The organism is Tenacibaculum finnmarkense genomovar ulcerans (assembly GCF_900239495.1).
GTDB classification, from domain to species: Bacteria; Bacteroidota; Bacteroidia; order Flavobacteriales; family Flavobacteriaceae; genus Polaribacter; species Polaribacter ulcerans.
This window is the reverse complement of record NZ_OENE01000035.1, coordinates 95,771-121,431: the sequence shown is the minus strand read 5'-3', so window position 1 is coordinate 121,431 and position 25,661 is coordinate 95,771. Positions and strand designations below refer to the sequence as shown.

Genomic DNA, 25,661 nt, shown 5'->3' with positions numbered 1-25,661 from the left:
TCTTTTCTTAAAAAATTAATCAATTTTAAACCTTAAAATCACTTATTAAAGCCATATTCACGTTCCACTGAACAATTGCATCCAAATCTTCCCAATATGAAACGGTAATTCCTACTCCTGAACGAGCAGACTCAATGCCTAAATATCCTTTTTGTTGTTTTGCTAGGGATTCTATTTTAATTGACATCGCATCGTATCCGTTTAAATTATCAGATAATACTGTTGTAAAGATAACCGCATAATATGGCGGATTTAAAGAATCTTCTATCATAAAATTAACTCATATTTTGTTTCAGGTAAACCAATATCATCGCTTATCAAATGTTTAATTACTTTAAAATTAAAACGTTTTAAAATTTTACTAGAAGCAATATTTTTATCAATAACATAGGCTATAATTTTTTTTATTCCTACCCTTTTACAATAACCGATCAATCCTTCACATAATTCACTAGCGTAGCCTTTGCCCCAGTATTGCTGAATAAATCGATAGCCTATTTCATCATCTTCTTTATTTTCAACATCTTTAATTAAACCTAAGGTACCTATAAAACAACCATCCGATTTTCGTTCTACTGCATAAATAAAAAAATCATTACCTGGTTTTTCATATTTATTTATCAACATTATTAATTCTTTTTCACATTCTAAAATTGTTTTAACCTCACCTGTTGCATATTGCAAAACCAACGGGTTACTTTCTAGGCAATGAAAAGGTTTTAAATCAGTAAAAATAAGTTTTCTAATGAGTAATCTTTCCGTTTCAAAAATCATGAATAAAATTGTAATTTTGTAGTTGATAAATGTACAAGAATGAACGCAGATAAAAAAGTAGCTTTTTATACTTTAGGATGTAAATTAAATTTTTCTGAAACCTCAACAATTGCTCGAAACTTTGTAAATGAAGGTTTTGAACGTGTCGATTTCGATGAAAAAGCTCAAATATATGTAATAAATACCTGTTCGGTAACCGATAATGCCGACAAACGTTTTAAAGCAATTGTAAAAAATGCGCTAAAACAAAATGAAGATGCTTTTATAATTGGTGTTGGTTGCTATGCCCAATTAAAACCCGAAGAATTAGCCAATGTAAACGGCGTTGATTTGGTATTAGGCGCAACCGAAAAATTTAACGTTACCAGCTATATTAACGATTTAACTAAAAATGATATTGGCGAGGTTCACTCGTGTGAAATTGAAGAGGCAGATTCGTATGTTGGTGCGTATTCTATTGGCGATCGTACCCGTGCATTTTTAAAAGTGCAAGATGGTTGTGATTATAAATGTACCTATTGTACAATTCCGTTGGCTCGTGGTATTTCGAGGTCAGATACTTTAGAAAATGTATTGAAAAATGCCAAAGAAATATCAGAAAAAGGCATCAAAGAAATCGTTTTAACGGGTGTTAATATTGGTGATTACGGAAAAGGGGAATTTGGAAATAAAAAACACGAACATACTTTTTTAGAATTAGTCAAAGAATTAGACAAGGTTGAAGGTATTAAACGTTTACGAATTTCATCAATTGAACCAAATTTATTAAAAGATGAAACTATTGATTTTGTATCGAAATCGAAAACTTTTGTGCCTCATTTTCACATTCCACTGCAATCTGGTAATGACGAATTATTGAAAAAAATGAAGCGTCGTTATTTAACAAAAACCTATACCAATAGAACACAAAAAATTAAAGAAGTAATGCCTAACGCTTGTATAGGTGTTGATGTTATTGTTGGTTTTCCTGGTGAAACAGACGAGTTGTTTTTAGAAACATACAACTATTTAAACGATATGGATATTTCGTATTTACATGTATTTACTTATTCTGAAAGACCAAACACCCAAGCTGTTGGTATGGACGGAATAGTGCCTAAAAATGTACGTGCAAAACGAAGTAAAATGTTGCGTGGTTTATCGGTTAAAAAACGTAGAGCTTTTTATGAAAGTCAACTAGGAAACACGCTAACCGCATTGTTTGAAAGTGAAAATAAAGAAGGCTATATTCATGGTTTTACACAGAATTATGTAAAAGTTAAAACTCCTTGGAATCCTGAATTAGTAAACACCTTACACACTGTCACTTTAACTAAAATTGATGAAGATGGTATAGTCCGTTTTAATTTTGAGGACTAAAATACTTTCTTTTCAGACCTCACAGATTTTAAAAGCCTGTGAGGTATTGAGTTTAACTAAATAATTTATGTGTTTTAAAATTTTATAAACTATAATATAACTATTAATGGAAAAAAAACACCTCTATTTTGTACCTGGTTTAGGAGCAAATACACAAATATTTGAATATATAAAACTATCAAAAGAAAAATTTGAACTTCATTTTCTAGAATGGTTATTGCCGATTTCTATTGATGAAAGCATCGAAGCATATGCCCGAAGAATGTGTGAAAATATTCATCATAAAAACCCAATTTTAATAGGTGTTTCTTTTGGGGGTATTATGGTACAGGAAATGAGTAAAATTATTGATTGTGAAAAAGTAATTTTAATATCGAGCATCAAAAGTAATAACGAATTGCCAAAACGCTTGAAATTAGCGTATATAACAGGAGCTTATAAACTTTTCCCTTCCAAAATAATTGCAAATATCGAAAACTATGAACGCTATTTTTTTAATGATTATCTGAAAAAAAGAGCTGAATTATATAAAATATATCTATCAAAAAGAGATGAAACTTATTTACAATGGTCGGTTTATAATGTGTTACATTGGCAACAATCTAAGCCCTTGGCGAATATAACTCATATACACGGAACTGATGATGAAGTTTTTCCTGCAAAAAATCTTCAAAATTATATTGAAGTTGAAAACGGAACACATATTATGATTTTAAATAAAGCAAAAACTATTTCTAAAATTTTAGAAAAAGAATGTTTTATTCATTAACTTGTTATAAATAGCTAAAAATCAGAAAAAGAACTTAAATTCACCTAAAAATTAAAGAAAATGAATAAATCCATCCGTTTTTTATCACTTATAACTATTGTTTTTGTAGCGGTATTATTGACCAATACAATAAGCAAAAAAAATGAACCTAAAATAAAAAATGTAGCTGAAAGCTATGAAATTAGAGCTGTAAAAGCACCTAGCTACATGGAACTCGCAGGAGAACGTGTTCCTTTAGAAAAAGCAGATGTTAAAGAACATATGGACCGTGAATTATTGGTAAATACCTATTGGCAATCTAACGGAGTATTGTTAATTAAACGTGCTAATAAATTTTTCCCCATCATAGAACCTTTGCTAGAAAAATATGGCGTGCCTGATGATTTTAAATATTTATGTGTTGCCGAAAGTGCTTTAATTAACATTCCGTCATCAAAAGGTGCCGCTGGATATTGGCATTTTATGCCTGCCACTGGTCGTGAATATGGATTAGAGGTAAATAGAAATGTTGATGAACGTTATAATTTAGAAAAATCAACACGAGTTGCTGCCGAATATTTAAAAAAGGCGAAGAAAAAACTGGGTTCTTGGACACTAGCTGCTGCTGCATATAATGCAGGTAACGGTCGAATTTCGCAACGTTTAAAGCAACAGCAAGTTGATAATTACTATGATTTACTTTTAAATAGTGAAACTAGCAGGTATGTTTTTAGAATTTTAGCTTTAAAAGAAGTGCTAGGAAACCCTAATAAATATGGATTTATATACGATCAAGAAGATTTATACACCTTTCCGACTACTTATAATGTTCAAGTGGATACGACTATAACAAATATTACTGATTTTGCTAAAAAACATGGAGTTACTTATAAAGATTTAAAAATAATGAACCCTTGGTTGCGAGATACAAAACTTAATAATAAAAGTAGAAAAACATACACCATAAAAATACCTCTTAACTAAAATGAAAAAAGCATTACCATTTATATATGTTATAATCGGAGTTTTAATTTTAGTCGAATCAATTTATAATTTTCTAGAAGACAAAGAACTATATAGGGTCTTTTTCGGAATTACCACTCAAAGTAAATATATATACTTACTTGTAAAAGTATTATTTGCTAGTTTATTTTTAGTTGATGGAATCAAAAAACTTAGATAATAATAATACAACAGCAAATTAGTTAAACTAATTTGCTGTTATTTTTTGTACTCTTCCTACAATTCCTGAAGTTAATTGTACTTTTATTCCATGAGGATGATTTGCTGAATTGGTTAATAATCGACTCACAATTCCCGCTGTTAATTCTCCTGTTCTTTGGTGATTTTTCTGTACTATTTCAACAGATGCGCCTATTGTAATATCTTTTCTGTTTGTTCCTTCTTTCATTCTGAAAATTAGTTTTGTTTTTAAAATAAGAAAACCTATCAAAATAAATTGATAGGCTTCTTTAAAAAGTTTACTCTGGTAAAATATATATTATAATACTCTTACGTCAACAGCGTTTAATCCTTTTTTTCCTTCTTGTAATTCGAATTCAACTTCGTCATTCTCACGAATTTCATCGATTAATCCTGAAACGTGTACAAAATGTTCTTTGTTTGATCCTTCTTCTGTAATAAATCCAAATCCTTTTGACTCGTTAAAAAATTTTACGGTACCTCTATTCATAATATAAAAAATAAATGTTGCTTACTTAATTGATTGCAACGTTAATTGAATTGCAAATGTAATGCCAAATATTTAAAATAATGGTAAATATTTGATTTTATTAGCATTATATTTTTTTTACAGCCCAAAACATTAATAAAAGTGTGGGTTTTTACAACAAAAAGCCTATCAAAATAAATTGATAGGCTTTAAAAAGTTTACTCTGGTAATAAAATATATATTATAATACTCTTACGTCAACAGCGTTTAATCCTTTTTTTCCTTCTTGTAATTCGAATTCAACTTCGTCATTCTCACGAATTTCATCGATTAATCCTGAAACGTGTACAAAATGTTCTTTGTTTGATCCTTCTTCTGTAATAAATCCAAATCCTTTTGACTCGTTAAAAAATTTTACGGTACCTCTATTCATAATATAAAAAATATATGTTGCTTACTTAATTGATTGCAACGTTAATTGTACTGCAAATGTAATGCCAAATATTTAAAATAATGGTAAATATTAATTTTATTGTAATTATTTTTTACAATTTTGAATTAAGCCACTATTTTAACCGCAAAAAAGCCTATCAATAAATTGATAGGCTTTCTTTAAAAAGTTTACTCTGGTAATAATATATTATAATACTCTTACGTCAACAGCGTTTAATCCTTTTTTTCCTTCTTGTAATTCGAATTCAACTTCGTCATTTTCACGAATTTCATCGATTAATCCTGAAACATGTACAAAATGTTCTTTGTTTGATCCTTCTTCTGTAATAAATCCAAATCCTTTTGACTCGTTAAAGAATTTTACGGTACCTCTATTCATAATAATTAATTATATGTTGCTCACTTTAGTGTAAACAACGTTTGTTTAGTTGCAAATGTATTGTTTTTTTTTGAAAAAATGCAATAAATCATTTATTGTGTTCCACTTTTTTTCATCAAAAAAAAGAATATAAATACCAAATTACTTTACAAATTGTTAACAATAATTAAAACAGATAAACTACTTATTACTTTATTGATAACCGAATTAAAAATACTAATTTAGCAAAAAATAAGTGTTTTTATTGAGAGATATACAACATAAATGAAATAAATATACACTTTTACTAAAAAATAATTAACCACACTGATTTAATATTACCTGTTTCCTTTCATATATTACTCAAATAATACTGTAAAAAATAAGTAACGTACATAAAAGAATACTAACAAAAAGAATAGCGAATGTTATCATATTGTAAAAAACTAAGATTATTCCTTTGATAAAAATTTTAAAAAGTAAAAAATATCATTTTAAAAATTAATTAACCTAAAAAAAACGATAACCAATACCTAAAAAACAATAAAAAATCAATTCATTCTGCTGTATTTTTTTAACAAAAAATTTATTTAACAAATAGAACCTTTAATTTTATGAATATTAAAAATTACCTTTCAACCCTAACCTTGCTATTGTTTGCTTTTACAGCTTTCAGTCAAAAAGCAACCACAAATGGCTGTGGTACAAAATTGTCTAAAGAAGACAATATTAAATTTAGACAATCCATGTCTAAATTAAAAAAACAACAAAGAACTAATAGAACCAGTAAAAGAACAGGTGTTAGAGACTACAAAATACCAGTAGTTTTTCATATTTTACACAACGGACAAGGTGAAGCAGGTTCTGTTAGTAAAGAAAACATGGCATGCCGAATTAACGACGTAATGGAAGTTGTTAATAAAGATTTTCGTGGAGAATTTCCTAAATGGAATGAATCTGACCCAAGATTTGACGGCGTAAAACAAAAAATGGATAATATCGAATTTCTATTAGCTACCGAAGATCCTGATGGAAATCTTTTAGAAACCCCAGGAATGAACTGGCGTGTTCAAGATGGGCTTGTAGAAGATGGATATGACCCTAAAATTACCACAAACAATTGGTGGTGGGGAAAAAACAATAAATACTATTTACAGATATTTATTGTAGCTGCTGCAAACGGAATATCAGAAGGAAATTACGCTTCTGGACACGCATTTTTACCAACACAAGACGCCGTTCCAAGAGTCGTATTTAACTGGCGATATCTAGGAAGAGCAACTGGTTGCCCTGACAATCCTTCGTCTAGTGCTGTTGGTTTTGAAAAAGTAATGTCGCATGAATTTGGTCATTATTTCGGATTAAGACACACTTTTCATCAAAGTGATAAAGATAAAGGAACTTGGACTGCTGAAAATGATGGAATTACTGATACACCGCCAACAATGGGTTCGGAAGGTTGTACAAGAGATAAATTAAATGCGTGTAATGTATATCCAAATGTAGAAAATTATATGGATTACAATACTTCTTGTCAAATTATGTTTACCAAAGATCAGGTTGATGTAATGAATGGTTGGCTAGAAGATACTACAATTGCTAAATACTCAAGAAGCTTACTTTGGCAAACAGACAATTTAATTGCTACAGGTATATTACCTCATGCGCCTGTTGCTAGTTTTAAAAGTGATATAACAGCAATATGTAGTACTCAAAGTATCGAATTTAAAGATAACTCAACAGGAAATCCAACTTCTTGGAAATGGACTTTTGAAGGAGGAACACCTGCTACATCTTCAGAAAAAAACCCGACAGTTACTTACGTATCTAAAGGACAGTATAAAGTAACATTAGAAGTTTGGAATGGCTTTAACGGTACAAGTTACAATAAGACTGAAACAGCAAATTTTATTGATGTTGACCAACATTCAATAGCAAATACTTCGGAAGATTTTGAAGGAACTTTTCCGCCTCAAGGATGGAGAGTTATAAATCCTGATGGAAAATTAGCTTGGGGAAAAAGTGATGAAGCAGGAAATGGCGATTCATCCTGTGTCGTTATGAACAACGCCGATAATGATAAAATTGGGGAAGCTGATTACCTGCAATTGCCTTTTTATAATTTAACAGCCGCTAAAAATGCACAACTTTATTTTGATGTTGCTTATGTTAAATTTGATGAAGTGAGTGCCGATATGCTAAAAGCCGAAGTTTCTACCGATTGTGGTGCTACTTGGACAGAAGTTTATTCAAAAACACATACCGAATTAGAAACTGCTTTATCAGCATTATCGCCAAATGATTGGATTCCTAATCAAAAATCACATTGGAGAAAAGAATTGGTTGATTTAAGCAGTTACGACGGACAAGCAAATTTAGCCATTCGTTTTAAAAATGTATCAGGATACGGAACGCGTGTTTGGTTAGACAACGTTACTGTTTCTTTAGATAACAGCACAGGACCAATAGTCGATTTTTATACTAAAAAAAGAGCCTCAGTTTGTGAAAGTGAAGTTGTTCAATTTTTTGATACCTCAACAGGAACAGCAGCAACTTCATGGAATTGGGAATTTCCAGGAGGAGAACCTGCAACTTCTACCGAACAAAACCCGACGGTTACCTATAATACTTACGGAAATTACAACGTTAGCTTAAAAGTTGAAAACACCGATGGTTCATCAGAAAAAACCATAGAGAATTTTGTCGTTTTAAAAACACCAACCGCACAATCTTTTAGTGAAGATTTTTCAGGAACCTTCCCTCCTGCCAATTGGAATATTCGTAATTTTGATGGGAAATTAGAATTTGAACAAAGTAATTTAGCTGGAAATGGCGATGGTTTTTGTATGATGATGAACAATGCCGATAATGAAACCATTGGTGAATTGGATGAAATTATCATGCCTTCTTTAGATTTATCCGTAGGCGCTACCGATTTTTATTTCGATGTTGCTTATACCAAATTTGATGCTGATAGCCCAGATAAATTAATGGTGATGGCTTCTAGCGATTGTGGAACAACTTGGAAAACTTTATATGAAAAAACACATACCGTTTTAGAAACTGTAAATGTTGTTGACGATCCTGCAACAGATGCAAATGAATCTAACAATTGGATTCCTACCACAGCATCAGACTGGAGAAAAGAGCGTGTAAATCTTAGTGATTATCAAGGATTAGCAAATGTATTGGTGAAATTTGTAAATAAATCAGGATACGGAACTCGTATTTGGATTGACAATGTAACCGTTAATTTCGATAGTCAAGAAAAACCAACTTCTAGTTTTGAAAAACAAGGGGAAAGTGCTTGTCTAGGAAACAATGTACAATTTAATGATACCTCAACAGGCGTACCAACTTCTTGGGCTTGGACTTTTGAAGGTGGAACACCTGCAAATTCTACAGAAAAAAATCCAGTAGTAACCTACGATACTGCAGGGAATTATAGTGTAACTTTAACCGCTACAAATGCCACTGGAACAGGAACAACCACTACCAAAACAAGTTTTGTTACCGTAAAAGATGTTACTGCTTTACCATATAATCAAGACTTTGAAGGAACATTCCCTATTAACAATTGGGAAATTATAAATCATGATAATGATGATATTTCATGGGAAAAAAGAGATGATGCTGGTAATGGAGACTCTTCTTGTATGATTATCAATAATGCCGATAATCCTACGGATAAAATCGATGAATTAATTATCAATCCTTTAGATTTTTCTTCGGAAGGAGATAAAAAAATGGCTTTTGATTTATCTTATACTAAATTCACCAACGCATACGGTACTGATGCAGAATCTGATTCTCCAGATAAATTAATGGTGTTAATTTCTAAAAACTGTGGATTAACTTGGACGGAAGTTTACAATAAAACACATACTGAATTAGAAACAGTTCAAGTTCGTGACTTAGAAGCAACACCTGATGATAACGAAGCAAATGATTTTGTTCCTTCAAAAGCATCTGACTGGAGAAAAGAAAGCATCGATTTAAATGCTTTTACAGGAAACTCAAGCATTTTAATCAAATTTAAAAATATTTCAGGATACGGAACTCGTATTTGGATTGATAATATCAGCGTAACCTCAACAATTACCAATGACGATATTACTTGGACAGGAAACAGCAACAATGATTGGAACACAGCATCAAACTGGAGTACAAACTCTTTACCAACCTCAACGAGTCGTGTGGTAATTCCTGCTGGATTATCAACCTATCCAACAGCAAATAATGATGTTGGATTTAACAGTTTAACTATTGAATCGGGTGCTACTTTTATGGCAAAAGCAGCCGTTACAGGAACAGTTACTTATAAGAGAAATATTGAAAACACCGATTGGTATTTAATTTCATCGCCTTTAAAAGGAGAAACTCTTGAGAATTTTATTACTGGTGGAACACTTTCTTTTGCATCAGGAACACGAGGAAATATTGGTTTTGCACCTTTTAATAATGAGCATCTTACCAAATCTTGGAATTATCAAACAATAAATTCTACAGGAAATTTTGACCTAGCAAAAGGATATTCATTAAAATTAGCAACGCCTAGCGACATTTCTTTCACAGGAGAAATTAACACGAGCGATGTGAACATCGAAATTAATAACGGAACTAGAAATAATTACAATTTAGTTGGAAACCCGTTTACAACCTACATCAACGCTGTTACTTTTTTAAATAATAACGAAACTTCTATAAGCGAAAAAACAATTTGGATATGGAACGGAACAAGTTATCAAGTATATAATGAGCAAAACAGTTTAGAAATTGCCCCTGCACAAGGTTTCTTTATAGAAACTACTGACCCATTGCCAGCAAATAGTAGTATTACTTTTACCAAAGCAAATCAAAGCCATCAAAATACCGATACTTTTAAAAGAGAAGCACCAAAAACTTCTTTTGAATTATTTGTAGAAGATGGAACTCGTCAGAAATCAACCAAAGTATTTTATGCAAACAATAAAACCACTGGTTTTGATAACGGTTCAGATTCTAAATTATTCGGGGGAGTTTCTAGTAATTTCGAAGTATTTACCGAATTAATTTCTGATAATAAAGGAAATAAATTAGCCATACAAACCCTGCCAACTTCTAAAATTGAAGAACTAGTAATTCCTATTGGATTAACAACAAAAATGGGTAAAGAAGTAAGTATTTCTGTAGATGCTAAAAATCTTCCTGCGGATGTAAAAATCTATTTAGAAGATAGAATAGCCAATACATTTACCGATATTTCTGATAAAAAAATCGTAGTTGAAAATAACACAAAAGGAGCTGGACAGTTTTATATTCATACAACTTCAAAAAGACCTGATGTTATTGTTAATAAAGAGGTACAAAATGTAAGTATTTATAAATCTGATAAAAACACGATTACCATTACAGGTTTACAAACACAAAATGCTTCCTTAAAAGTATATTCTATACTAGGGAAAACAATTTTTAATAACTCATTCAAATCAACAGGAGTTAGCCTAATTGAATTACCGAAAACATCAAAAGGCGTTTATATTGTCGAATTAATTTCAAATACAGGAAAAATTACTAAGAAAATTATTTTAGAATAATCTTTAATAAAAAAAACAAACATCATGAAAAAACAAACCGAAAATAACAGTAATAATAGTAACGATATTTCAAGAAAAGAAGCGCTACAAAAAATAGGGAAATACGGAAAATATGCAAGTTTAACAGCATTAGGAACCTATCTAATTTTAAACCCACAAAAAGCACAAGCGCAAAGTGGTCCTGAAGTTCCTGGTAGTAGATTTTAATTAAATTGACTACTTTTTTATTCTTTTATATTACTAAAACCCTCGAAAATTTCGAGGGTTTTTTGTTCCTTTATAATTTAATTTCATCATAACAGCTGTTTTAACACTTTTTAGCTAGTTGATAATAAAAAATGAAAATCATGTATTCTTATTTATTCTTAATAAAAACATATTGATTTTCTATATTTGTTAACTAATATATTTTTTATGAAAAAAATACTCCCCTTGTTTTTATTGTTTTTTTATATCCCTTTTTTATATTCTCAAAACGACTGTACAGATGCCATTATAGTTTGTGGTAATAGCGGTTATTCAGACCTTACTGTTTCAGGGGCTGGAACTCAAGAATTAACAAATTCCAATAGTTGTTCTAGTGAAGAAAACAACAGTGTTTGGTTTCAACTTACTATAAAAACAGCAGGAACGCTTGGTTTTACTTTAACTCCAAAAAATAATGCCATTACTGAAGATTTTGATTTTTTTATCTTCGGACCAAACGCAACATGTGCTAATTTAGGCACCGCTATTCGATGCTCTACTACAAACCCATCGGCATCTAATCAAACCGATAACCTAACAGGAATGAATTTTATAGAAACAGACACCTCTGAAGGTCCTGGCCCTTCAGGAAATAGTTTTCTTAAAGCTTTAGATGTAAAAGTTGGTGAATCTTATTTTTTAGTTATCGATAGACCTGTTGGAAACAGTAGTTTTAATTTAACCTGGACAGGAACGGCTAGTTTTTTTGATGCGCCTATTATCAATCCTATTATTTTAAGTAATGATGCTTTAAATTTATCACAATGTGATACCGATGGAGTTGATGATGCTATGACTACATTTAACCTAACTAAAAATGATATTGTTCTAGGGAATCAAACAAATACTCTTCTTAGTTATCATAAATCTAGTAATGATGCCATTTTAGGATCCAACCCGATTAGCAATACTAATTCATATAAAAACACGCGTAATCCTCAAACTATTTTTGTACGACTAACAAGCTCAATAACCAAGTGTTTTATTACACAAAGCTTTAATCTAAAGGTAACATCTTATACAAATATAGGAACTCCAACTAATTTAATTAGCTGTACAAGCACCGGTTTTAATGAGTTTAATTTGGATGATAATTCTTTTATCTCATCCGATACTACAGATCAAATTGCTTATTTTTCATCTGAAAATGATGCCCAAAGCAATAGCAATCCATTGCCTATTAAGTACACCAATAAAACAGCGTTTACAACAGAAAAAATATGGGTAAGAGTAACAAATACTTCGGGCTGTTTTTCTTTAAAATCGTTTGATTTAATTACAAAACCATTACCAATTGTAAAAAATATAGTTCACTTAAAACAATGTGCTACAACGTCGAACTTACATACAACGGTTAATTTAACACTTGCCGAAAAAAATATTTCAACAAATTATAGCAACGAAGCTTTTAAATACTACGCTACTAAAAATAACGCTATAAATAACACTGCTGAAATTACCAATCCAATAACGCATCCTGTAAATAATGGGGCTACTATTTGGGTACGAACAATTACCAATAAAAATTGTTATCTTATTTCAAAAATAGCCATTACCGTTGGGTTTACTCCAAATATTACCTATTCAAAAACCATGACCAGTTGTGATGATTTTTTAGATATCAATGGAAATAACACCAACCAAAACAACGATACCGACGGTATTTCTTATTTTGATTTAAGCGATGTTCAAGAAGAAATTAAAAAAACATTTCCTATTTCAAACAGGGCAAATTTAGATGTTTTAATTTTTGAAAAAAGTACTGATAGAGATGCTATTATTAATCCTATAAAAAACATTTCAAAGTATCGAAACAAAAACAAGCCAGCGAAAACAGCACAACCTTTGTATATTAAAGTTATCGACAAAACAAATAACGACTGTTTTGGTGTGGGTTCTTTTTTGATTAAAGTAAACACTTTACCTGTTTTTCAATTAAATGATACCGCCCTTATTTGTTATGGAAAACCAATCGAATTAAAACCTACAATAGCAATGAATATTTATAGTTATCAGTGGCGTTTAAAAGGAAACCCAACAATTCTTAGTACCAATTATTTTTACAATACCACACAGGCAGGCACTTATATTTTTACCGCAAAAAATAATGCAGGCTGTACTCGAACTCGTCAAATTATCGTTAGCGAATCTAAAAAACCCAACTTAAATGATGCCGGTGTTCTTATTTTAGACGATAACAATAATCATGGTGAAAACAGCTATCAGATTAAAATAATTACAGCAAATCAATATTTAGGAACTGATCAGTATCAATTTTCATTAATTGATCAGCAAGGCGTTCAAACCAATTTTCAAAACAGCCCTATATTTAATAATATTACTGCGGGCTTATATACCGTTGTGGTAAACAATAAAAATGGCTGTTTACCGGATGCCACACTTATCGTTTCTGTTATTCAGTATCCTAAATTTTTTACTCCTAATGGAGACGGAATAAACGATATCTGGAAAATTAAAGGTGTCAATTCTTATTTTTATCGATCAAGTACTACTCTTATTTTTGACAGATTTGGTAAAAGCCTAGCCATTATCCCTATTGATAGTAAAGGTTGGGATGGCAGGCATAATGGAAAAGAACTTCCTTCTAACGATTATTGGTTTAAAACGATACTTATTGATAAAAAAGGAAAAACACATCGACGCCAAGGGCATTTTTCTTTATTAAGATAATAGCCCTATAATACTACTTAAATGCGGGTAGTTTTTAACATAAACTATCCGTATTTTTGTTATATGAATTTTGAATTACACTCCAACTTTAAGCCAACTGGCGATCAGCCAACCGCTATAAAACAATTAGTAAACGGATTAAATACCAACGAAAAACACCAAACACTTTTAGGTGTTACCGGTTCTGGTAAAACCTTTACCGTGGCAAATGTTGTTGCTCAGGTAAACCGTCCTACCTTGGTTTTGGCACATAATAAAACATTGGCGGCGCAATTATATGCCGAATTCAAGCAGTTTTTTCCTAACAATGCCGTTGAATATTTTGTTTCTTACTATGATTATTATCAGCCCGAAGCCTATATTCCTGTTACCGGAACTTTTATCGAAAAAGATTTATCTATTAATGATGAAATAGAACGCCTACGAATTAGCACCTCTTCATCCCTACTTTCTGGGCGTAGAGATATTATTGTTATTGCCTCGGTTTCTTGTTTATACGGAATTGGAAATCCGAAGGAATTTAAAAAAAATGTAATTCCTATAAAAGTAGATCAACAAATTTCACGCACCAAATTTTTACACAAACTAGTTACCAGCTTATATTCTCGCACCGAAACCGAAATAAAAAGTGGAACTTTTAAAGTAAAAGGCGATGTGGTAACTATTTACCCATCTTATGGCGATAGCGGGTATAAAATTCATTTTTTTGGCGATGAAATTGAAGAAATTGAAACTTTTAATATTGAAAATAACCAGCGTATTGAAAAGTTAAACGAACTCACTATTTACCCTGCAAATTTGTTTGTAACCTCTCCTGATGTTTTGCAAAATGCCATTCACAGCATACAAGATGATATGGTAAAACAAGTCCATTATTTTAAAGAAATCGGCAAACATTTAGAAGCAAAACGCTTACTAGAACGCACCGAATTCGATTTAGAAATGATTCGTGAATTAGGCTATTGTTCAGGAATTGAAAATTATTCTCGATATTTAGACGGGCGTGATCCTGGCACCCGCCCCTTTTGTTTGTTAGACTATTTTCCTGACGATTTTTTAATGGTTATCGATGAAAGCCACGTTACCATTCCACAAACTCACGCCATGTACGGTGGCGATAAAAGCAGAAAAGTAAACTTAGTAGAATACGGTTTTCGCTTGCCTGCGGCGATGGATAATCGTCCGTTAAAATTTGAGGAATTTGAAGCATTACAAAACCAAGTAATTTATGTATCGGCAACGCCTGCCGATTATGAATTACAAAAAACCGAAGGCGTATTTGTAGAGCAAGTAATCCGCCCAACGGGGTTATTAGACCCAATAATTGAAGTCCGCCCCAGCGAAAATCAAATTGATAATTTAATTGAAGAAATTCAAATTCGTGTAGAAAAAGACGAGCGAACCTTGGTAACCACTTTAACCAAAAGAATGGCGGAAGAATTGGCAAAATATTTAACCAGAATTCAAGTTCGTTGTCGTTATATTCATTCGGATGTAGATACTTTAGAGCGTGTTCAAATAATGCAAGATTTACGAAGAGGTTTGTTTGATGTTTTAATTGGTGTCAATTTATTGCGAGAAGGTTTGGATTTACCCGAAGTATCGTTAGTTGCTATTTTAGATGCCGATAAAGAAGGTTTTTTACGCAGTCATCGCTCAATTACCCAAACCGTTGGTAGAGCCGCAAGAAATGTAAACGGACGTGCTATTTTATATGCTGATAAAATTACCAATAGCATGAAACGCACTATAGATGAAACCGATTATAGGCGTAAAAAACAGCAAGATTACAATACTAAAAATGGTATTACGCCAACACAAATCAACAAAAAACTAGATAACACACTTTCTCAAGATACTATTACTTCTTTTCATTATGATAATGCGATTGATAACGTTGCAAAACAAGATTTGCAATTTTTATCTAAAGAAGAAATAGAAAAACGCATCCGAAATAAACGAAAAGAGATGGAAGCTGCTGCAAAAAATTTAGATTTTATGCTAGCCGCAAAATTGCGTGACGAAATTGCTGTTTTAAGAAAAAATTTGGAATCATAAATTTCGTTTTTTTTAAACAAAAAAAGGCTTCTATGAATATCATAGAAGCCTTTTAATAAAATAATTTTTAATTATCTAGCTGCTACTAAAGTAACAGGCAAATTATACACATCAGTTGTAACTTTTCCTGCTATTTTCTTGTAATTTAAGCTGGTTTTGATATAGTTTTCTATTCTTTGATTATCATTTTTTGAATTTACAGATAATACTATCAATTCATTTTTACTGTTTACTGTTAATTTAACGATTACAGATACGTCAGAGTTCAATTCAAATTTAGGGTTCTTTAATAATTTATGAACCTCTTTGTTTATTAATACTAATTCTTCTTTTTTATCCGAAGGATTTGTAGCGTTCGCAACTAATACGTTTACTGATAAAAAAAGTGCTACTAATAAAAATTTAATTGTTTTCATAATGTTTTTTAATAAGGTATTTTAACCGAATTTTTGTTTTCTTTATATTTTTTTCTGTCCTATTAACCTTTATAGTTAATTAATTGTCAAAATGTTACTGGGTTTGCAAACCGGTACAAACTTACGGCAGAATAATGGTTACAATGTTAGAAAACCTTTAACATAAACTCATAAAAAAGTTACTTAAAAATGGGTTAAAAAGCTAAATGTATCGCTTTTTTAAAAACAGCTTAAAAATTCTAATTAATAAGATATTAGTTAATGAAAGATTTTGATAATAAAACAGAATTATCAGTATCTATTTTGCAACTAAAAACCAAAAGTCTTAGAATATCTATAATTTTAAAATTACTGATTGGCAAAAAAAAAGGCGTAACAATTAGTTTACACTGAAAATAAAAACATGATTTACAGGTAATTAAATACTTAAAAAGATCATTTTTTATCTTCTTAATCGTTTTTTTTCAACAGTTACTTTTCCCTCTAAAATTAAAGGGTTGTTTTTTACTAAAACATTTAACTTTAAATTTTCAATACTTTCTCTAGGAAAAATAGCCTCCCCTACATTAATACTAACATGATAAGTCCCCGCAGATAGTATTTCTTGCTGATTTTTAAGCTTTCCGTTTGGAATTTCAATAATCGTTAAATTTTGATATTTTTTATCGGCAATTTCTATTGATACAACTTTAAACGCCTCTTTTGACGATTCTATAATAACAGAATACTTCATTTTTGAGGTATCAAACCTAGAACCTGCCGAAATATATTGTTTTTTAATATCACTTATAAAAACCGATTTACAACTAAATAATAAAGGCATCATTAGCATCATTATAATTTTAGAACTGTTGTTTAACATCATTTGTATATTTTTTTATAAAAAAACACGATACTACAATTGTAATACCGTGTTTTATATTAATAATTATTAAAAATTTGTACCTGGAATATCAGGTTTATTGGGGCTTTGCGCTTGTGCTTTTTGAGGATTCAAAATTAAATAGGTTCCTAGTGCGGTTAAACTAGCATATTTACTGTATTTCCCTATTTTTTGTAACGCTTCTTTTCTATTTATTTTATCTGAATTCATTTTGTCTTAATTTTACGATGCCTTGGTTATTTAGGCTTCATTTTTATGTCAATTATTTTACAACAACCTTTTTTGTTGCTCTTTTATTACCCGAAACAACTTTAACAATATAAACACCTGCTGATAAATTACTCAAATCTAAACCTTTAAACCCAGCTGATTTTAGTGTTTTACTTAGCACTTTTTTACCTATAATATCAAATATATCAATTGTTAACGATTCTCTATCATACCCAATTACCTGTAATAAATTATGATCGGTATAAACTTTTAAATTTGACACAACTAATTTCGGTTCTAGCTCATTTAAAGCTCTTTTAGAAAAATGTATATAAAATCGTCCAAATTCATTTGAGTTTTCACTTAAAGTTACTTCATAATTTTTGGTATTGCTTATTTCATGGAATTTTGCAGTTTCTTTATCTTCTATAAAAACCTTTATATTTTCAGGTAAATTATGAATTGCTGATGAAAATACTACCTTTTCTTTTGATCTTGCGGTAAGTTTTAAAGGAATAATTTGACCTTCAATAGCATCCGAAGAAACCGATTGAATTGCATATTCATTATTTACATTGCTTTTTGCTTCATTTATAATTTTAGAAGTTAAGTCAAATGTAGCATCTCCAAAGTTTATAACATCCATTGTTGCATCAAATCCTTGAGTTGCATTTTTTGAAAAGATAATATCGGTATTTACCTTAATTTTTTCTTTGTCACTTTTTTCAACAAATAATTTTACATAAGGAGTTCCATTTTCTGAACCTCTACTAAAGGTATTATTTCCCGCTAAAGTTGTTTTTGTACCAATATTAGCTTTCTTAAAAACTACCTTTTGATCGGTTTCTGAAGCTTTTGTTTTGATAAAAAACCCCTGTCCTGGCGCTAATACTTTTTGAGTTGATGATGCTAAATTAGTGTAAGCAACATATTTATTCTGAGTACTTTCCCATAAGTATATTGCCTGTGCATTACTAGCTAATTTACTCGTATTATTTGCAATAAAGTTTTCTGAAGTTCTTTTACTTGCAGGATAATATGCCGAAAAAGGATTTCCAATAGCATTCCATTTATCCGAAGATACACTTACATTTAAATTACTGTTATACATTATTCCTGAAAAAGAAACCGCACCAGCTGTTTCTCTAGAAACGGCATAACCTGTTCCGTTTTCAAACAATGTATTTTCACTAACATTTTGGTCAAAATATTCCCATTTAGCCCCTACTAAATTGGCATCATTATAGGTAGATATTGCATATTTAGAAGCAGCATTTTTTCGAATATCATTTGATACTTTCGTTGCAAAACTCTTAACTTTTTGACCAATTACAGGCGATGAAATTAAAGACCATTTATTCGCTAATAAACCGCCTCTACTATACATAAGATTACCTGTTGCGTTTCCATTTACCATAAAAACACCGCTATCGGTTTGATCTGATAAAATTGACACAAAAGTATTGTCGTTTATTGTTGATACATAATCATTAACAACCGTTAAACTATTGGTGTTTTTTATCTCTAATTTAGCATTGTTAATTTCTAATGATTTTACTGTAACTCCAGCAACATTTACCCACACCACATCTTGTTCTTGTTTAATTACAACATCATCAGCTGAAGTTGGTAAGGTTTTCCCCTCCCAATTTGTAGTTTCAGACCAGTTGTTATTAGTAACACTTTTAAAATGTTTTTGATCGTTATAAACCCACATTCCTCTACCAAAAGTACCTACATAAACATTTCCGTTACTTTTACTTACTTTAATGTCACTAATAATAACATTTGGTAAACCAGCACCTAATTTTGTCCAATTAGTAGTTGTATTATTGGTATAATAAAGCCCTAATTCAGTTCCTACATAAATAGTTTCATTATTTTTATTAGGGTCTACCAATATCTTTTTCATAATAATATTAGGCATATTACCACTAATACTTACCCATGAAGCACCATTATCGATACTTTTATAAATTTTTTCACCCGCTTTATATGATGCCACTGTTGCATAAACAATAGCTGTATTTGGTACGGCATACACACTATTAATAGATAAATTTGAAGCTGGATTAGAAATTGTAACCCAAGTTGCACCATCGTCATTACTTCTTCTAAGTGTTTTATCTGTTCCTAAATAACCTATTGCAAAAATTCTTGTAGCGCCATTATATAAAGACACATCTAAAAAAGAAGTTTCTACTAAACCTGTATTTAGAGCCGCCCAATTAACACCTCTGTCTGTAGATTTTTTTACATCACCATGCCCTGCGTAAATAGTTGCTGCAATTGTTGGGTGTAAAGCTAAAGGAGAAATAAAATCAGCATCATTTGAATCCGAAAGAATTGTTACCGCTGAATAGGCACTACTTGAGTAGCCATCATTTGTCCTGTATAAAGCACCATAAGTTCCGCCTAAATAGCGAATATTTGAATCTGAAATATCAATTCCTGTAGCTGTTCCATCACCTGCTGAACAAGCTACCCATTTTTGACGACCACCTTTTGAAACCTTTGAAAAACCATCATTATCTTGGTTTGCCATCATATAATCATCACCATTAAGCCCTTCTGTAATGGCAATATTGTAGGGTTGAGAAATTACCAAACCATCTGATAAATCTGTCCAACCACCTGTGGCTTTTGTAGCGGTAAAAGCACCTTTATGAACTCCACCATCATGACTGTTTATAACAGTAACACCATCGGCTAAAAAAGATAAATAATGATGATCAGGATGTACATAAAAACCAACTCCAACAGGATCATCATAGGCGTTTAAATACATTGAAAAAGAAGTACCATTATCTGTCGATTTATACACATTTACACCTCCTACAAGAATATCATCTTTGTTTGTAGGCGATACAGCGATACATTGGTTATACCCCCACTGTGAATTAAAATTAGCTATAGTTGTTTCACTAATTTTATCGGCAGCGGTATCGGTATTATCAAAACGAAAAATTGTAAAAACACCATCTTGGGTAATTCCATAAAAATTTTCAGTATCATTTGCAGAGGCTGTTAGCTTTAACTTGTTTTGTGTACTTCCTTGTAAAACTGAATGTTCTGAAAAATTAGCTCCACCATCAGAAGAATACCACAAACCTCCATAAGCGTCAGATACCACTACTTTATTGGCATTATTAGGATCAAAAATTATGGTTTGAAAATTATCACCGCTATAATCTGGAACCGTATTCATATTAACCCAAGTAGCACCGCTATCGGTAGATTTTTGAATTTCATTATTGGTCAGTGCATAAATTGTAGTAGACGAATTAGGTGCAAAACTTAAATCTCTAATATATTCATTATCCGTTAATGAAAACGTTAAACCTGTTACAGCCCAATTTTCACCAGCATCTGTAGATTTAAACAAACCTATTGAATTAACATGTCCTCCATCTTGATCACCAGTAGCCATATATAATATGTTGGAATTTTGAGGATCAATAATAATATCGGTAACTCCTAAACCTGCTAAATCATCTGTTTTAGGCAACCAAGTTGTTCCGCCATCTGTTGTTTTCCACAAACCTCCTGCGGCAGATCCGGCATACATTATTTGTGCATTACGAGTATCTGTTGCTACTACGTTAACTCTTCCTAAACCTGGATATGCAGTATATCCATTTTCTAACACATTTTTTTTAGGACCTATTTGCTCCCACGACGTAACGGTATTTGACCTTTGAGCTTGTGTGTTTGAATTCGCTAATAAAAGATCGATGTATTCTTTTTTATTTTCTTTCTTAACAAAAGAACCATCAGCGTTAATTCTATCTTTCCAAATCCAAACCCAGCGTTCAAACTGCTTGGTTGCTTTGTTTTGTTTTTTAGAAATAAGACCTCTTGAACGTTGTTTTTTTTCCGATAACTCTTTTCTTGTTTTATGTACAATTTCAAAGAAATTTGCTCCTTCTTTTAAAGAAGCTTCCTTGTAATTTGTAATTTGAGCACTTACTTGAAAAGTAAAAGCGATTAAAAAAAGTAATTTCACTATTATTTGTTTCATTTATAAAACTTTAGGGGATTAATCTCCAAAAGTAATATGAAAAAAGGTGTAATTACATTAAAATACGGTGAATGACCATTAAATAGATGTGAATGACTATAATTAAGCGATGAGAGTTTTTTAAGATAGCCTATAGTTTCTACTTTTAGAATTATCAACTGATAATTCACTATTCAAAAAACAAAAAAAATCGCCTCATAAATAAATTATGAGGCGATTTCAATATATAAACAAAAAATTAATTTCTAAGCTTCTAAAACTTCTGCAACTTTATCGGCAGCTTCTTGAAATTCAGTAGCTGAAATAATTTCCATTCCACTGTTATCAATTAATTCTTTAGCTTCTTTAGCGTTAGTTCCTTGTAAACGACAAATAATAGGCACATTAATTCTGTCTCCCATACTTTTATAAGCATCTACAACACCTTGAGCAACACGATCACAACGAACGATTCCTCCAAAGATATTTACTAAAATAGCTTTTACATTACTATCTTTTAAGATAATACCAAAAGCTTTTTCAACACGCTCTGCATCAGCAGTACCTCCAACGTCTAAAAAGTTAGCTGGCTCACCACCTGCTTGCTTAATTAAATCCATAGTTCCCATTGCAAGTCCTGCTCCGTTTACCATACATCCAACATTACCATCTAAATCGACATAGTTTAAACCAGCAGCTTTTGCTTCTACTTCAATAGGATTTTCTTCACGAATATCACGCATTGCAGCATAATCTTTATGACGATATAAAGCGTTTTCATCTAAAGTAACTTTAGCATCCACCGCCATTATTTTATCATCCGAAGTTTTTAACACAGGGTTAATTTCAAACATTGCTGAATCAGATTTAATATATGCTGTATATAAAGCACTAGCAAACTTTACCATTTCTTTTAAAGCAACACCGCTTAAACCTAAGTTAAAAGCAATTTTACGTGCTTGAAAAGGCATTAATCCTAAAGTTGGATCAATTTCTTCTGTAAAAATTAAATGAGGAGTTTCTTCGGCAACAGTTTCAATATCCATTCCACCTTCGGTAGAATACATAATCATGTTTTTACCAGTAGCACGGTTTAATAAAACTGACATGTAATATTCGTCTGGCTCACTAGCTCCAGGATAATATACGTCTTCACATATTAACACTTGGTTTACTAATTTACCTTCCGCTGAAGTTTGAGGTGTAATTAACATCATTCCTAAAATATCATTAGAAATATTTTTTACGTCCTCTAAGTTTTTAGCCAACTTAACTCCACCACCTTTTCCACGACCACCTGCGTGTACTTGTGCCTTAATTACGTGCCAACCTGTACCGGTTTCTTCCGTTAATTGCTTTGCTGCCGCAACAGCTTCTTCTGGTGTATTTGCAACAATTCCTCGTTGAATACGAACCCCAAAACTGTTTAATATTTCTTTACCTTGATATTCGTGTAAGTTCATTAGATATGAATTTTTAAAGTCCAACAAAAATACAAATTCAATTTACAATACATTACTATTTAGTATAATTATTACCATTTTATTATAACTTTTATTTTGAGTTTTCTTTTCGTTTCATTGTAACACGCATTTTTTAACACCTATTTAATGTAATTAACATTAAATTGTCATTTGAAAGCTTAAATCCTAAATATTTTTACAAACCACCTTAAGCCCTTGACTAACTATGTATAAAACAACCTCATTATTGGTTTTAATGCTCTTTATCTGTAAAAATAGTATTGCACAAGAAATCTCTAAAAAAAGAAAAAAATTACCCGCTACACGCACACAAACGCCTCCTATTATTGATGGACTTATAGACGAATCAATATGGAAAAAAGCCCCTGTTGCTAATAATTTAGTAATGATGCGCCCCACTAACGGACAAAACGAACCTAGCACTCATAAAACCCAAGTAAAATTAGTCTACGATAATGATGCTATTTATGTAAGTGCCTTCATGTACACTCCAAATCCTGCTAAAATACCTGCCGAATTTAACAACAGAGACAACATAGGAAATGCTGATTTTTTTATGCTGATGATAAACCCAAATGATGACGGGCAAAACCCGACCATGTTTATTGTTAGTGCCGCAGGAGTTCAGGCAGATTCAAAAGTAGCTAGCGGTAATGAAGATTTTAATTGGAATGCTGTTTGGCAAAGTGCTGTTAAAATAAATAAAGATAGTTGGTCTGTAGAAATGAAAATACCGTATCGTGCGCTACGTTTTGCAAATAGCCCTATACAATCTTGGGGAATTAATTTTCATCGAGAAATAAAAAATTTAAATGCTCGTTTTACATGGAATCCTATTGATAATACACAAGGAAATTGGACACAATACGATGGTTTACTAGAAAACTTAAAAAATATTACACCGCCTACTCGTTTAAATTTTTACCCGTATGCATCGGCAACAACAACTTCTTTTAAAGGAAAAACAAATTTTGATTGGAGCGTTGGTATGGATGTAAAATATGGGCTTACCGAAAATTTTACTTTAGATGCCACTTTAATTCCTGATTTTGGACAAACCGCTTTTGATAATGTTACCTTAAACTTAGGTCCTTTTGAACAGCAATTTTCAGAGCAACGACAATTTTTTACCGAAGGAACCGCACTTTTTACCAAAGGAAATTTATTTTATTCTCGTAGAATTGGAGGTAAACCAATAAAAAATGCTTCTGTAAATGAGCAAACAGAAACCCTTATTGAATCGCCTGAAAAAGTACAAATGCTAAACGCTATAAAAGTTTCTGGTAGAACAAAAAAAGGCTTAGGCATCGGTTTTTTTAATGCCGTTACTGCCAAAACAGAAGCCGTAATTAAAAATAATACGACAAAAGAAATTCGAGAAGAAATAATTAATCCACTATCAAACTATAATATTTTAGTTTTAGATCAGCAATTCAATCAAAATTCAGCGGTAACTTTAATTAACACCAATGTTACTAGAAATGGACATTTTAAAGATGCTAATGTTACAGGTTTACTTTGGCATTTAGAAGATAAAAACAGTAATTACAATATAGATGGTTCTGTTAAAATGAGTACTATTTCTGATGATAAAAACAACCCAAACACTGGTTATACATTTGACACTAGTATTGGTAAAAAATCGGGGAACTGGAGAGGTGAAATTGGTTATAATTTAAAAAATAAAGATTTTAACCCAAATGATATGGGAATTTTATTTCGTAATAATCAACAATCAATCTATGGTTTTACACAATACCGCACACTAAAACCTACAGGTATTTTTAATTACTACAGCATAAATACCGCTTACAATAGTAACTTTTTACACAATCCTGGCACCTATACAGGCAGCAATATAAACACCGCTTTTCAGGCAGAAACTAAAAAACGTTTTGCTTTTGGGGCAAACATAATTTACAGCAGTAAACGTAAAGATTTTAACGAACCAAGGCAAGGAACAACAAGCGGAATTTACTTTAAGAGACCACAAAGAATACGCATTAGCCATTGGGGTTCTACCGATTACAGAAATAAATTTGCTATTGATTATAACTGGCGATATTCTTTTTTCAAAAACAATCCAAAAGAAAATTATGGCTTTAAAATTTCTCCAAGATATCGTTTTAACAATCAATTTTCCTTAGTTTATAGCTTTAAATACGGACAGACAAACAATGGGCAGGGTTTTGTAAATGATATAAATCAAGAAGATATCGATAAAAACCCAATACTTTCTCCTTTTTTAGACCACATTATATTCGGTCAAAGAGACTGGACTACTTTCAATAATTCTTTAACAGGTAAATATAGTTTTAATACAAAATCAACACTATCTTTATCTTTCAGACACAATTGGAGTAAAGTTCCGTATAAGGAGCAATTTTACACTTTAAATAAAAATAATGGCGAATTAATTGAAAGTAATTATACCGACAATCATCATAAAAATTTTAATAGCTGGAATGTTGATGTCAATTATTTATGGCAATTTGCGCCAGGTAGTCAATTAACTGCTTTTTACAGAAATACCATTTCTAATGATACAGATATTGCTACTCAAAATTTCTCAGAAAATTTAGAATCACTTTTAAAAGAAGACAATCAACATACTTTTTCTGTTCGATTAGTTTATTTTATTGATTATAATCATATCAAAAAATTAATTTAACACGGTTTTAATTTATCTTTTGAAATCAGACTCGCTTTAAAAGGCTATCTGATTTCTTTTTT

Annotated in this window: 19 protein-coding genes; 8 read left to right on the top strand and 11 right to left on the bottom strand. The window is 31.2% G+C overall.

Annotation, left to right across the window (positions count from 1 at the left end; translation table 11 throughout):
- Positions 1-25: 25 nt before the first annotated feature.
- On the bottom strand, positions 26-271 hold the full coding sequence (locus DPIF8902391_RS10220; RefSeq protein WP_172505765.1) for an antibiotic biosynthesis monooxygenase family protein: 246 nt from the start codon (positions 269-271) through the stop codon (positions 26-28).
- Entirely contained in the window at positions 268-774 is a 507-nt protein-coding gene (locus DPIF8902391_RS10215; RefSeq protein ID WP_172505764.1) for a GNAT family N-acetyltransferase, read from the bottom strand. The genes DPIF8902391_RS10220 and DPIF8902391_RS10215 overlap by 4 nt, the downstream gene beginning before the upstream one ends.
- A 39-nt stretch (positions 775-813) precedes the next feature.
- On the opposite strand from DPIF8902391_RS10215, the gene mtaB reads away from it, so the two are divergent.
- From mtaB to DPIF8902391_RS10200, 3 genes are all read left to right on the top strand, one after another.
- Positions 814-2,133 (top strand): tRNA (N(6)-L-threonylcarbamoyladenosine(37)-C(2))-methylthiotransferase MtaB, encoded by a 1,320-nt coding sequence (mtaB, locus tag DPIF8902391_RS10210; RefSeq protein WP_172505763.1) that lies wholly within the window; start codon positions 814-816, stop codon positions 2,131-2,133.
- Positions 2,134-2,239: 106 nt separating this feature from the next.
- A complete protein-coding gene (locus DPIF8902391_RS10205; protein WP_172505762.1) occupies positions 2,240-2,902 on the top strand; it encodes an alpha/beta fold hydrolase in 663 nt (220 codons plus the stop codon).
- 60 nt (positions 2,903-2,962) lie between these two features.
- A complete protein-coding gene (locus tag DPIF8902391_RS10200; protein WP_172505761.1) occupies positions 2,963-3,865 on the top strand; it encodes a lytic transglycosylase domain-containing protein in 903 nt (300 codons plus the stop codon).
- Between the two features lie 226 nt (positions 3,866-4,091).
- Here the strand turns inward: DPIF8902391_RS10200 and DPIF8902391_RS10195 are convergent, their stop codons facing one another.
- From DPIF8902391_RS10195 to DPIF8902391_RS10180, 4 genes are all read right to left on the bottom strand, one after another.
- Positions 4,092-4,292 carry a YwbE family protein gene (locus tag DPIF8902391_RS10195; protein WP_172505760.1) on the bottom strand — a complete coding sequence of 67 codons (201 nt, stop codon included), beginning with the start codon at positions 4,290-4,292 and terminating at the stop codon, positions 4,092-4,094.
- Between the two features lie 90 nt (positions 4,293-4,382).
- Positions 4,383-4,574: a cold-shock protein gene (locus tag DPIF8902391_RS10190; RefSeq protein ID WP_058884578.1), complete on the bottom strand. Its 192-nt coding sequence runs from the start codon at positions 4,572-4,574 to the stop codon at positions 4,383-4,385.
- Positions 4,575-4,794: 220 nt separating this feature from the next.
- Positions 4,795-4,986, bottom strand: coding sequence for a cold-shock protein (locus DPIF8902391_RS10185; RefSeq protein ID WP_058884578.1), 192 nt, complete (start codon positions 4,984-4,986; stop codon positions 4,795-4,797).
- 207 nt (positions 4,987-5,193) lie between these two features.
- Entirely contained in the window at positions 5,194-5,385 is a 192-nt protein-coding gene (locus DPIF8902391_RS10180; RefSeq protein WP_058884578.1) for a cold-shock protein, read from the bottom strand.
- Between the two features lie 593 nt (positions 5,386-5,978).
- Here DPIF8902391_RS10180 and DPIF8902391_RS10175 point away from each other — a divergent pair.
- The 4 genes from DPIF8902391_RS10175 (at position 5,979) to uvrB (ending at position 15,935) form a co-directional block, all read left to right on the top strand.
- On the top strand, positions 5,979-10,940 hold the full coding sequence (locus tag DPIF8902391_RS10175) for a PKD domain-containing protein (RefSeq protein WP_198912942.1): 4,962 nt from the start codon (positions 5,979-5,981) through the stop codon (positions 10,938-10,940).
- Positions 10,941-10,964: 24 nt separating this feature from the next.
- Positions 10,965-11,147: a hypothetical protein gene (locus DPIF8902391_RS10170; RefSeq protein WP_058884576.1), complete on the top strand. Its 183-nt coding sequence runs from the start codon at positions 10,965-10,967 to the stop codon at positions 11,145-11,147.
- A 207-nt stretch (positions 11,148-11,354) separates the two neighbouring features.
- Positions 11,355-13,877, top strand: a complete 2,523-nt coding sequence (locus DPIF8902391_RS10165; protein WP_172505759.1) for a T9SS type B sorting domain-containing protein — start codon at positions 11,355-11,357, stop codon at positions 13,875-13,877.
- Positions 13,878-13,940: 63 nt separating this feature from the next.
- A complete protein-coding gene (gene uvrB, locus DPIF8902391_RS10160; protein WP_172505758.1) occupies positions 13,941-15,935 on the top strand; it encodes an excinuclease ABC subunit UvrB in 1,995 nt (664 codons plus the stop codon).
- Positions 15,936-16,006: 71 nt separating this feature from the next.
- Here the strand turns inward: uvrB and DPIF8902391_RS10155 are convergent, their stop codons facing one another.
- The 5 genes from DPIF8902391_RS10155 to sucC all read right to left on the bottom strand — a co-directional run bounded on the left by DPIF8902391_RS10155 (position 16,007) and on the right by sucC (position 22,907).
- Positions 16,007-16,351: a hypothetical protein gene (locus DPIF8902391_RS10155; protein WP_058884573.1), complete on the bottom strand. Its 345-nt coding sequence runs from the start codon at positions 16,349-16,351 to the stop codon at positions 16,007-16,009.
- Positions 16,352-16,793: 442 nt separating this feature from the next.
- Positions 16,794-17,216 carry a hypothetical protein gene (locus DPIF8902391_RS10150; protein WP_172505757.1) on the bottom strand — a complete coding sequence of 141 codons (423 nt, stop codon included), beginning with the start codon at positions 17,214-17,216 and terminating at the stop codon, positions 16,794-16,796.
- A 66-nt stretch (positions 17,217-17,282) separates the two neighbouring features.
- Positions 17,283-17,444, bottom strand: coding sequence for a hypothetical protein (locus DPIF8902391_RS10145; protein ID WP_172505756.1), 162 nt, complete (start codon positions 17,442-17,444; stop codon positions 17,283-17,285).
- Between the two features lie 52 nt (positions 17,445-17,496).
- On the bottom strand, positions 17,497-21,465 hold the full coding sequence (locus DPIF8902391_RS10140) for a T9SS type A sorting domain-containing protein (RefSeq protein ID WP_172505755.1): 3,969 nt from the start codon (positions 21,463-21,465) through the stop codon (positions 17,497-17,499).
- Positions 21,466-21,710: 245 nt separating this feature from the next.
- Complete coding sequence (gene sucC, locus DPIF8902391_RS10135) at positions 21,711-22,907, bottom strand: ADP-forming succinate--CoA ligase subunit beta (RefSeq protein WP_058884570.1); 1,197 nt, start codon at positions 22,905-22,907, stop codon at positions 21,711-21,713.
- Positions 22,908-23,133: 226 nt separating this feature from the next.
- Between sucC and DPIF8902391_RS10130 the strand changes: the two genes are divergently transcribed.
- A complete protein-coding gene (locus DPIF8902391_RS10130) occupies positions 23,134-25,599 on the top strand; it encodes a DUF5916 domain-containing protein (RefSeq protein ID WP_172505754.1) in 2,466 nt (821 codons plus the stop codon).
- Positions 25,600-25,661 lie beyond the last annotated feature (62 nt).